The 10,888-nt window shown below is 27.9% G+C and carries 13 protein-coding genes; 6 read left to right on the top strand and 7 right to left on the bottom strand.

The window, feature by feature from the left end; translation table 11 throughout:
* Window positions 1-6 precede the first annotated feature (6 nt).
* The gene (locus BHAMNSH16_RS09515) at window positions 7-879 is read left to right on the top strand and encodes a class I SAM-dependent methyltransferase (protein WP_008730638.1); all 873 of its coding nucleotides are present in this window, start codon (window positions 7-9) and stop codon (window positions 877-879) included.
* Between the two features lie 61 nt (window positions 880-940).
* On the opposite strand, the gene ptsP is transcribed toward BHAMNSH16_RS09515, so the two are convergent.
* The 5 genes from ptsP to aroC form a co-directional block, all read right to left on the bottom strand.
* A complete protein-coding gene (gene ptsP, locus BHAMNSH16_RS09520; RefSeq protein ID WP_008730636.1) occupies window positions 941-2,686 on the bottom strand; it encodes a phosphoenolpyruvate--protein phosphotransferase in 1,746 nt (581 codons plus the stop codon).
* Window positions 2,687-2,713: 27 nt separating this feature from the next.
* Window positions 2,714-2,980 carry an HPr family phosphocarrier protein gene (locus BHAMNSH16_RS09525; protein ID WP_008730635.1) on the bottom strand — a complete coding sequence of 89 codons (267 nt, stop codon included), beginning with the start codon at window positions 2,978-2,980 and terminating at the stop codon, window positions 2,714-2,716.
* Between the two features lie 444 nt (window positions 2,981-3,424).
* A complete protein-coding gene (locus BHAMNSH16_RS09530) occupies window positions 3,425-4,195 on the bottom strand; it encodes a type III pantothenate kinase (protein ID WP_008730634.1) in 771 nt (256 codons plus the stop codon).
* A 2-nt stretch (window positions 4,196-4,197) separates the two neighbouring features.
* Window positions 4,198-5,592, bottom strand: a complete 1,395-nt coding sequence (locus BHAMNSH16_RS09535; protein WP_008730633.1) for a CCA tRNA nucleotidyltransferase — start codon at window positions 5,590-5,592, stop codon at window positions 4,198-4,200.
* A gap of 94 nt (window positions 5,593-5,686) precedes the next feature.
* Entirely contained in the window at window positions 5,687-6,796 is a 1,110-nt protein-coding gene (gene aroC, locus BHAMNSH16_RS09540) for a chorismate synthase (protein ID WP_008730632.1), read from the bottom strand.
* Between the two features lie 270 nt (window positions 6,797-7,066).
* On the opposite strand from aroC, the gene BHAMNSH16_RS14310 reads away from it, so the two are divergent.
* The 5 genes from BHAMNSH16_RS14310 (at window position 7,067) to BHAMNSH16_RS09560 (ending at window position 9,650) form a co-directional block, all read left to right on the top strand.
* Complete coding sequence (locus BHAMNSH16_RS14310) at window positions 7,067-7,216, top strand: hypothetical protein (RefSeq protein WP_164071381.1); 150 nt, start codon at window positions 7,067-7,069, stop codon at window positions 7,214-7,216.
* 474 nt (window positions 7,217-7,690) lie between these two features.
* The gene (locus BHAMNSH16_RS09545; RefSeq protein WP_069731962.1) at window positions 7,691-8,287 is read left to right on the top strand and encodes a DUF2589 domain-containing protein; all 597 of its coding nucleotides are present in this window, start codon (window positions 7,691-7,693) and stop codon (window positions 8,285-8,287) included.
* A 63-nt stretch (window positions 8,288-8,350) separates the two neighbouring features.
* Window positions 8,351-8,980, top strand: coding sequence for a DUF2589 domain-containing protein (locus BHAMNSH16_RS09550; RefSeq protein ID WP_008728349.1), 630 nt, complete (start codon window positions 8,351-8,353; stop codon window positions 8,978-8,980).
* A gap of 17 nt (window positions 8,981-8,997) precedes the next feature.
* Complete coding sequence (locus BHAMNSH16_RS09555; RefSeq protein WP_008728351.1) at window positions 8,998-9,342, top strand: hypothetical protein; 345 nt, start codon at window positions 8,998-9,000, stop codon at window positions 9,340-9,342.
* Window positions 9,343-9,377: 35 nt separating this feature from the next.
* Window positions 9,378-9,650: a hypothetical protein gene (locus BHAMNSH16_RS09560; protein ID WP_008728354.1), complete on the top strand. Its 273-nt coding sequence runs from the start codon at window positions 9,378-9,380 to the stop codon at window positions 9,648-9,650.
* A 149-nt stretch (window positions 9,651-9,799) separates the two neighbouring features.
* On the opposite strand, the gene map is transcribed toward BHAMNSH16_RS09560, so the two are convergent.
* Both map and BHAMNSH16_RS09570 read right to left on the bottom strand, forming a co-directional pair.
* Window positions 9,800-10,594: a type I methionyl aminopeptidase gene (gene map / locus BHAMNSH16_RS09565; protein ID WP_008728356.1), complete on the bottom strand. Its 795-nt coding sequence runs from the start codon at window positions 10,592-10,594 to the stop codon at window positions 9,800-9,802.
* Between the two features lie 15 nt (window positions 10,595-10,609).
* Window positions 10,610-10,873 carry a hypothetical protein gene (locus tag BHAMNSH16_RS09570; protein ID WP_008728359.1) on the bottom strand — a complete coding sequence of 88 codons (264 nt, stop codon included), beginning with the start codon at window positions 10,871-10,873 and terminating at the stop codon, window positions 10,610-10,612.
* Window positions 10,874-10,888: the final 15 nt, after the last annotated feature.

The following is a 10,888-nucleotide window of genomic DNA, read 5'->3' on the forward strand; positions in this document are numbered from 1 at the left end:
AATAAAATGCTCTTAGCTGATAAATGGAAAGACTATAAAATTATAGATTGCGGTGAAGGCGAAAAACTTGAGAATATAGGCGGATTTTTAGTATCTCGTCCGGATTCTCAAGTTATTTGGTCTAAACAGTTAAGTAAATGGGATAATTTAGATGCTATATATCATCGTTCGGATAAGGGCGGAGGTTATTGGCAGTATATAAATAAACCTAAAGATAATTTTATCATCAGATATCAAGATTTATCATTCAAAATAGAATTTACTAATTTCAAGCATATAGGTATTTTTCCGGAACAAGCTGTTAATTGGCAGTTTATTATTGACAAGATAAAAGAAAAAAAATCTTCTACTCATAAAAATAAAGAAATAAAAGCATTAAATCTATTTGCATACACAGGCGGTGCAACTGTTGCTTGTGCTTATGCTGATTGTAATGAAGTTGTACATGTTGATGCTTCAAAAAAAATAGTAGGGCATGCTCAAAAAAATATAGAAATAAACAATTTGCAAAATAAAAAAGTAAGATTCATTATTGAAGATGTTATTAAATTTGTTTTAAGAGAAATAAGACGAGAAAGAAAATATGATGTTATAATAATGGATCCTCCCGTATACGGTAGAGGTCCTAGTGGGGAATTATGGCAGATAGAAACTAGTTTAAAAAGATTAGTAGAAGAATGCGTAAAACTTTTATCTGATAATCCTATTCTTTTTTTAATAAATTGTTATACGGCAAGTTTTTCTCATATATCATTAAAAAATATTTTATTGACTTCTATAAAACATAATGGAATTTTTGAAAGCGGTGAAATAGGGCTTCCTACAGAAAATTCTAAGATTGTTCTTCCATGCGGTATATATGCAAGATTTTATTCTTAAATAAGTTTAAAAATAAAAAGGAGTCAATCTCTTGACCCCTTATTATTCATACTAGATATTTTTAATAACTTATAGTGCCGCCTTTTTCATGTACTTCTATGAATCTTAATAGTTCAGCTTTAACTTCTTCAGCAGTATCAAGTGAAAGTACTCTTTTAGCAAGCATTTGACATTCAGGCTTATCTAAAGATATAATCATTTTTTTAACTTCAGGTATTGATATAGCAGACATTGAGAATACATCAAGACCAAGTCCGAAAAGCAAAGGTACAGCAAGTAAATCTCCTGCTAATTCTCCGCACATAGAAATAATAATTCCACTTGCATGTGCCCCTTCTATAGCCATTTTTATAGCTATAAGTACAGATGGGTTATAAGGATCGCAAATAGCAGCTATTTTTTCATTTCCTCTGTCTGAAGCTAAAGTATATTGTGTTAAATCATTAGTACCTATTGAAAAGAAATCAGATTCCCTTGCAAATGCTTCAGCTCTAAATACAACTGAAGGGGTTTCTATCATCATACCCAATTCCAAAGCCTCATTAAATGCAATATTTTCTTTCATAAGTTCTAATTTGCATTCATTAAATATAGCTTTAGCCTTACGAAGTTCTTCTATAGACACTATCATAGGAAGCATAACTTTTATCTTACCAAAAGCAGAAGCTCTAAGTAAAGCTCTGAATTGTGTTCTTATGATAGAAGTTTTATCCAAACATATTCTTAAAGCTCTCCATCCAAGTGCCGGATTTTCTTCTTTAGGCATCTCTAAATAAGGAAGATATTTATCTCCTCCTATATCCATAGTTCTTATGGTAACAGTATGACCGCTCATAGCAACAGCTACTTCTTTATAAGCCTTAAACTGTTCTTCTTCTGTAGGGAAGTCAGTATTTTCCATAAAAAGAAACTCTGTTCTATAAAGCCCTATACCATCAGCTCCATTTTTCAAAACTCCGCCTAAATCAGCAGGAGAACCTATATTAGCATATACTCTGATTTTTGTTCCGTCTTTGGATATAGCATCTTTATGAGCATACTCTTTTAATAAAGCTCTTTTCTTATCGAATTCTTCTTTAAGTTTTAGGCATTCATCTATAGATTCTTTAGTAGGGTTTACTATAACAGAACCTGTATTTCCATTAACTATTATAATCTGCTCATTTTCTACATCTTTTAAGCTATCGCCTACACCTACAACAGCAGGAAGTTCTAAAGATCTTGCCATAATAGATGTATGTGAAGTTCTTCCGCCTATTTCTGTAACGAATGCAAGAGTATTATCCAAATCTAAATTAGCAGTATCAGAAGGAGTTAAATCTCTTGCAATTACTATGGAATCTTTAGGCAGATTGGAAACATCAAGTATATCTTCGCCTTGAATATTTCTTATCCATCTGTCAGAAATATCAACTAAATCTCCAGCTCTCTCTCTCAAGTATTCATCTTCAACTTCGCTTAACATTTTAGTGTAAACTTCTACGCCTTGAGATAAAGCGTATTCAGCACAAACTTTATCATCAGTTATAATGTTATTAACTTCTTCAAGCAAATCTTCATCTTCAAGCAAAGTAATATGAGCATCAAATATTGCAGCTTTTTCTTCTGAAACTTTTTTAGCTGTAGTTTCTCTTATTTTTATAAGCTGTTCTTTGGTTTTATTCCTAGCTTCTAATAATTTAGCCTTTTCAGCATCTACATCTTTACATGGGCATTTAGAAATTACTATATCTTTTTTAAAAAAGAGATAAACTTTACCTATAGCTATACCAGGGGAAACCCCTATTCCAGTAATTCTTTTTTCCATATTATAATTCCATAAATAAAAAATTAATTAGTCTTTTAAATTAGCTATAAATTCTTCTATTTTTTTAAGATTTTCTGCTTCATTTTCGCCATCACAATAAACTGTGAGTACAGAGCCTTTTTTTACACCTAAGGACAAAACTTTTAAAAGAGATGAGGCATTAACTCTTTTACCAGCTTCATTTTCTACTTCTATTTTACATCCTGCTAATGATTTTATAAATGTTACGAACTCATTACCAGGTCTAGCATGAAGTCCTGTATCGTTTTGTATAGTTACTTTACCTGTAGTCATTGAAATTCCTCCATTCTTTTCTTATATATAATTTTAAGTATATCAGTTTTTTTTCATTTGTCAAATTATACCAGTATTAAAAGTATATTTTTAGTACAATAAATAAAGAATTCTTATCATAATAAATAAAATACTGTACAATTATTATAATTGTTTCATAATTAACTTTTTTGTTTTAATATTGTGATTTGATTATATATAATTATTCATTATAATATTATTGGAATTGTCTCAAAACTAATTTTATTTATGATTATGTGTACTAGCCTTTCAAAGCATATAGTCATGCTGTACTATATTTCTATTAAGCAGATCGGCTGCAAAGGACTTAATATATGAAAAATAATCAATTATATAACATTATTTTTATAATTTTTATAATTAATATTTTCAATTATTTTTGAAATAAGTATAATATATTTTTGTAATTTTATGATGCTAAAATTATTTTTTATATATCATATTAAAATAAATACCCTGTAAAACTAAAAATGGATAAACTTTGCATTTCAATAATTTTAAATTTGATATTCCGCCTGTCAAAAATATTTTGCATTTAATATTATATTTGGATTTTATATATTTTTTAGTTTCTGATACAGCATAATTGACAGTACCTATTGTATTGTATATAGCACCTGACATAATAGCATCTTTTACATTATTGTTTATAGGATTAGGAATTGATTCTATAGGTCCTATTTCATAATAGGGTAAAGAAGTAACATTTGATAATGCCTGATAACTTGTTTTTGTACCTGATATTATCATACCGCCCAAAAATGTAAAATCTGAAATCATAATGCTGATTGTAGTAGCTGTACCCATATCTATAACTATTGAAGCGAATCTTTCTTCATTATTGTTTTCAAGACATATAGATGCGTAAGTAGATAATATTCTATCTATACCAACAGAATCTCTAGGTTCATAATAATTATCTTTTAATACAATATCATTATGAGTAACTCTATAAGGTTTCATATTAAAACAATCTTCTATGCTGCCTTCAAATAAATCATTTACTTTTAGCGAAACACTGCTGTAAAATACTTTCTTTATATCTGTATGATTATTTTTTATTTCATTTAATGCATTTACCAAATCTAAAGCATTGCTATGTTCTATTGCTTTATAGTATAAAGGTTTGCAATTTTTTTCTTCAAAAATTCCTAGCTTAACTCTAGTGTTTCCTATATCTGAAAGCAAATACATTTTTAAACCTCATCTTTTATATTATTACTCTCTAAAAAGTTTTTTGTTTTTTCCATAAGGAATTCTTTATTATTCAATTCTGGTTCATCTAATATTAAATCCAATAAATAATTGAGTATTTTTCCTATTAAAGGTCCTGGATTTAAATTAAATTCATTGATTAGATCATTTCCGTCTATTTTTAGATCTTTTACTGTAATAGCATTTTCTTCTTCAATTATTTTGTCTATTCTAGCCAATAATTTAGGTATAGCTTTGCTTTCTTTGTCTTTTCTGTTTCCGCTTCCTAGTCTGTCAGCTTCTCTTAATTTTAAAAGAGGTTTTATATTTTCAACGCCAATAGCACGCATAAATCGTCTAACCGCACCGTCAGTCCATTCATCTTGATAATAAAACATATGCTGTCTTACCAATAATGTAACAAAATCTATTTCCGCATTAGAATATTTTAATCTTTTCATTATTTTTTTGGCAACATTAGCCCCTACAACCTCATGATTATAATAAACAGGATCATCTTGTTTAGATACTTTTTTCTGAACCATAGGTTTAGCTATATCATGAAATAGTGCTGCAAGCCTTACTAATAATGTTAATTCTTCAGTTTCTAAAGGTTCTACTGATTGCACTGTATGAAGAATATGATAATAAACATCATATTTATGGAATTTATTCTGATTTACTCCAAACCCCTGCATAAGTTCAGGCAGTATTAAAGATAATACACCTGTTTTTCTAAGTAATTCTAAACCTCTGAAAGGATTTTTGGATAATAGTATGCCGTTAAATTCTTCTCTTATTCTTTCTGCAGCAATTGAAGCAAGCATTCCTGTAGAGTGCGTTATAGCATCAAATGTTTCTTTTTCTATATCAAAATCTAATTTTGTAGCAAATCTTATTGCCCGCATTATTCTAAGTCCGTCTTCTCTGAATCTTTCATAAGGATTGCCTACAGATTTCACTATTTTTCTCTTTATATCTTTCATGCCGTCAAACATATCTATTAAACTTCCGTCTAAAATATTGTATGCCATAGCATTTATTGTTAAATCTCTTCTAGGCAAATCTTCTTCTATACTAGAAGCATATACAACATTATCAGGGTGTCTTCCGTCGCTGTAATTTCCATCACTTCTAAAGGTTGTTATTTCCACATGCATATCTTCTATAATTACTAGTATAGTTCCATGCTTTATGCCTGTTGGAATTGTATATTTAAATATTCTTTGCACATCCTCAGGTCTGGCATCTGTGGTGATATCATATTCATGCGGAGTGATGCCCATTATAGAATCTCTAACTGCACCGCCTACTAAAAAACATTGAAAGCCTTCAACATATAATATTCTCGCTATTTCTTTTATCGGATGAGGTATATCTGTAAATATTTTTTTCACTTAATATCCTATAATGTTTTATTTTATATAGTATATACAATTTTTAATTAATTACAAATTTTTCATACTGTAAAAAAATGCTATTATTGTAATATTAAAACAATTTTCCTTTCATATCTAGGCATAAATCAAGTATTGAAACAGCAATAGCAGATTCTATAACAGGTACAGCCCTTACAGCTATGCAAGGATCATGACGCCCCTTAATAACAAGAGCTTCTTCCTCTTTGGTTTCTATATTCAAAGTTAATTGTTTTTTGGATATTGAAGGGGTAGGCTTTATTACAGTATTAACTATTATAGGCATTCCATTAGAAATACCGCCTAATATTCCACCGTTATTATTAGTTTTTGTTTCTATTTTTTTTGTATTATTATCATCTTTTATAGTATAAGTATCATTACATTCGCTAGCTTTGTAATTTACAAAATCAAATCCAAGTCCGAAATCAATGCCCTTCACAGCAGGTACAGCAAATACAGACTGAGCTATTCTGCTTTCTATAGATGAATAAAAAGGATCTCCGAAACCAGCGGGCATATTAAATACAGCAGCAGTTATAATTCCTCCAACCGAATCCATATTCATTTTTGCTTCTTCAATAGTTTTTATCATTTTATACATAGCTTCATTATCAAATACACTTAATTCTTTATTATAATTATTTACAAACTCTTCATAAGATGGGAATGTATCATTAGGATATTTATCTTTTATATTGTATATTTGTTTAATATGGGCCGCTATTTCTATATTAAATTTTTCTTTTAAAGCTAATTTAGCCAAAGCACCTGCAAATACTAAAGGGGCGGTTAATCTTCCGGAAAAATGTCCTCCTCCTCTTATATCATTAAATCCTTCATATCTAAGCATTGCAGTATAATCGCTATGTGAAGGTCTAGGCAGAGTTTTTAAATTGGAATAATCACCGCTTCTTTTGTTTTCATTTTTAATTATTGCAGCAATGGGCATACCTGTGCTTTTATTTTCTAAAATGCCTGATAATATTTCTGGTTTGTCAGATTCTGTTCTGGCGGTTGTGAGCTTTGCATTTTTTGCTCTTCTTCTATCCATTTCTCTTTCTATAAAATCATTATCTATATTAATACCGTAAGGAAAACCGTCTATAACGCAGCCTATAGCTTCACCATGTGATTCTCCAAATAAACTTAATTTAATATTATTTCCGAACACGCTTCCCATAAATATATTCCTGAAATTAATTTTTTTATAATAATTTTATATTAGTATATATTATTTTTTATAAACTTTCTATATTATATTATTAATTTAAAAGTTAGATAATATTAGTTTTTAATAAATTTATTTAGTGTTAAATGTATTATAATTAATAACAAATATATGATATTATAAAATTATTTAATCGCAGTGATAAATATATACTATATCAATTAAAATAATTTAATATTATTATTATATATTATAAAGAAAATATATTAGGAGATTAAAACTATGGCTAAAGATTTTAATGAAGTTATTACAGCTATTGTAAAATCAGTTGCTGAAGTAGAAGCCAAGCTAGAAGAAAAGCAGATAAAATATTCCAAAAAAGATATAATAAAAGATACTAAGAAAAGCAGTTCCAATAAAAAAGATGATTGATTTATATCAGATTATTTCCAATAATAGACTTGTTTCAAAACTAAATTAATAAATAATTATACTGTTTTAATTTGTAATTTTTTTATTTTATAAGTGTGTATTCATAGTCCTGCTTTCCCAAACTTTTTTGCCTATGCTCTGTATGCAGTTTGAAATACGGCATATCCATATACTAAAATAACAATTTGTACTGCATATAAAATATTATCTTATCAATTTTAAAATTAAATAATTTTAATAATCAATCTTGTCAGGTACTTTTTAAATAAGTCTATTAGTAATTAAAAGTTATAGATAATATTAGTTTTTTATATAATTTATTTAGTACTAAATGTATTATAATTAATAAAAAATATATGATGATTATAAAATTATTTAGTTAAGGTTACAAAGGTATACTATAATTCCTTTAAATAATTTAATAATAATATTATTATTAATATTGTAAAGAAAATACATTAGGAGAGTAATGTTATGGCCAGATTTAAGGAAGTAGTTGTTGCTATTGCTAAATCAGTTGCTGAAGCAGAGGCTCAATTAGAAGAAACACAGTTAAGTAATCTATCAAAATATTTTTCAAAAAAGAAAGATTATAAAAAGTCTAATTCTAATAAAAAAGATGATGGATTGTCATCAGGATTATTTCCAATAATGTTAAAAATAGGTTTTCCTGATGAGAATAATAAATATGGCAATAAATATTATTGTGTTCCTTATATAAACTTAATTCCAATATCTCAGCTTAATATAGATTTTGTTACTGCTTCTTTTGATATGGGAATTATTGAGCTTATAGAACCTAAAAAGACCAATAAGGCTAACCTTAATAATATATCTGAAGATGATGTAATTGATAATCTTCCTAACTTTGAAACTTCTTCAGATATGTATGTTGATGTTACAGGTGCTGGTATAGATAAAGATAAAGGAACAACCATAAATGTTCATATTTCAATTAGAAAAACAGAAATTAGTGAGGGAATGTCCAAACTTATAAATGAAATGACAAATTTAAATCAGGGATTTATAGAAATAAAATCAAAAGAAAAAGATATTAAAACAAATGAATGATATTATCGCAATATAATTAAATATTAGTAATAATAAAAAATTAATTTTTTTAAGGAGGAAATTATGGCTGATAATACAATTGCAAATCAATTTACAGGTCTTCCAATGGCATCTCTTATAGGAGGACCTTTACAGTCAGTATGTGATGCAGAATTAAGTTTGGCTAATACTACAAAAAACTTTATAGAAACTGTAGCTTTTGAAGAAACTAAAGATGGTAATAATGTTAAGAAGACATTAAGAATGGTTGAGTTTGAATACCAAAGGTTAGAAAGGGTGTATGATAATACAGATAAAAAATATAAAGATAAGCCTATAGATATGAAATTAAAGGTTCCTTTTATTAGTATAGTTAAAGTACCATCTCTATTTGTAGATTCAGTTGATATTACTTTTGATATGGAAGTAAAAAGTTCTGAAGAAGAAAAAAGTAATGATGATACAAGTGCATCAGGAACAGGTGAAGGAGACTTAAACTTAGGATTATTTTCTATTAAAGCTACAATAACAGGTTCTGTAAGTTCTCATAAAGAAAATACTAGAAAAACAGATACTTCAGCTAAATACCATGTAGAAGTTCATGCTGTTGATCAAGGTATGCCTGAAGGACTTGCTAGAGTATTAGATATTATTAATGCTAATATAATGCCTGTAAGCAGCGATGGTGAAGAAGTTAAAATAGAGGGAAAATAAGTTTCTTATAATAAATAATGATTGTTAGTTTTAATGATATAAAGAAACTTTTAGATGAAAAATCTATTCTGATGAAAGAGGTTTATGAGGCAGAGCTTTTAAAAGAATATTCTGCTTTGATACCTCTTTTACAGGATAAATTTAATACTAAAGAAGTATATAATTTTCTTTCTTATACAAATTACAATGTTGATATTAGTTTTATTATTACAGCATATAAAATATCTGAAAATGTATTTTCTATTAATGATAATGTTTCAAAGGATTCTTATGAACTTTATTTCTCATCTGAAAATGGTATAAAAATTAATAATAAAATTCTAAATAATTGCGAAAATATGATATTAGTTATAGATAGTTAGTAAAATGCTAATTATTTTTTATTTTGGAGTTTATCATGGCAGAAAATAAAATTTTTGATTTAACTAATATAAGATATGTTAAGAGAATAATAGTAGGTCAGAATGATCCAAATATTCCATATAAAGAAGAAAATTATCAAAAAGCAAATGAGCTTTTGAATAAATGTTTAAATGAAATACCAAGAGGAAAAATTATAGGTATAGAAAGAAATTTTTATTTATTTAATTTAGGAGAGCATCAAGTGGTTCTTCAATGGCTGACTTATCATGTGGGATTTGAAAGAAAACCTATGTGGCTTGAAGAATAATTTTATTTATTATTTTTTACTATATACTATATATAGACTATCAGAATAAGAGCCGCAAGTATTGTTTGATAATAATACAAAAGACTTTATAGAAAGTGCTGCTTGTGAAAAAATAAAAAAATACTATTCAGATGAAAATGATGATTTTATTAGTATTTTATTCCGAGTATTTCCACGCCTGTTTGAGTGATTAAAACAGTATGCTCAAAATGAACAGCCAAAGAATAATCGGGAGTAGATAAAGTCCAGCCGTCTTTTTCTTTTTCGTATTTATCAGTACCATTTGTTATCATAAGCTCTAATGCAAGCACCATGTTAGGTTCTAATATTACATCATTATTATGGTGGTAAAAATTAAATATGTAAGGAGCTTCATGATATTCATATCCTACTCCATGCCCTGTAAGCGATTTTATAACATTAAATCCGTATTCATGAACTTTATTTTCAACTGTTTTTCCGTATTCGCTTAAAAGTACATTGGGTTTTAATTTATAAATAGCGTATTCTAAAGATTTTTTGCATGCATCTATAAGTTTATAAGCCCTATGATTAACAGAGCCCATACCGCCTTCTATAACTATTGTTCTTGCACAGTCAGCATAATAACCGTTATATTTAACTCCAACATCCACACATACAGGCTCTCCATGAACAAGTATTTTATTATTCGTAGGTCTGCCATGTGCTATTTCATTTCCGCTTGATATACTTGTTGCAAATCCGTAATTAGGAACTTCAAGGTTAGCAGGGTAGGCATTTTTTGACTTTATGTATTTTTCTACTTCTTTGTCTACTTTAGAAGCCCTTACTCCTGACATACAAAGTTTAAATGCTAGGTCAATAGAATTCTGTGCTATTTCGGCTGCTTTTCTTATATTGATTATTGCTTCTTCATCTTTTATACTTGGTTTTACTATTTCTTTAACTTCTTTTATAAACATTTATTATATTGTCCTTTATTTCAAAGATTTAGGAGTAAATATGTATAAAAGAATCACCAATATAAAAGATCCCAATATGGCAGATGATAAATTTATTTTTATATATTGTATATTACTTATTCTAGGCAGATAGTAAGATCCAAGCAAAGCACCAACGGTTGCTATAAGAAACATCATAGCCCAACCGCCGAATACTTTTATTTTAAGTATTTTACCGAATACCAAACTGACAATGATTCCTATAACTATAAATGCTGATACTACTATAATATATTCCATCTGTTTTTTATAACC

Source organism: Brachyspira hampsonii, from assembly GCF_002214805.1.
Lineage (GTDB): Bacteria > Spirochaetota > Brachyspiria > Brachyspirales > Brachyspiraceae > Brachyspira > Brachyspira hampsonii.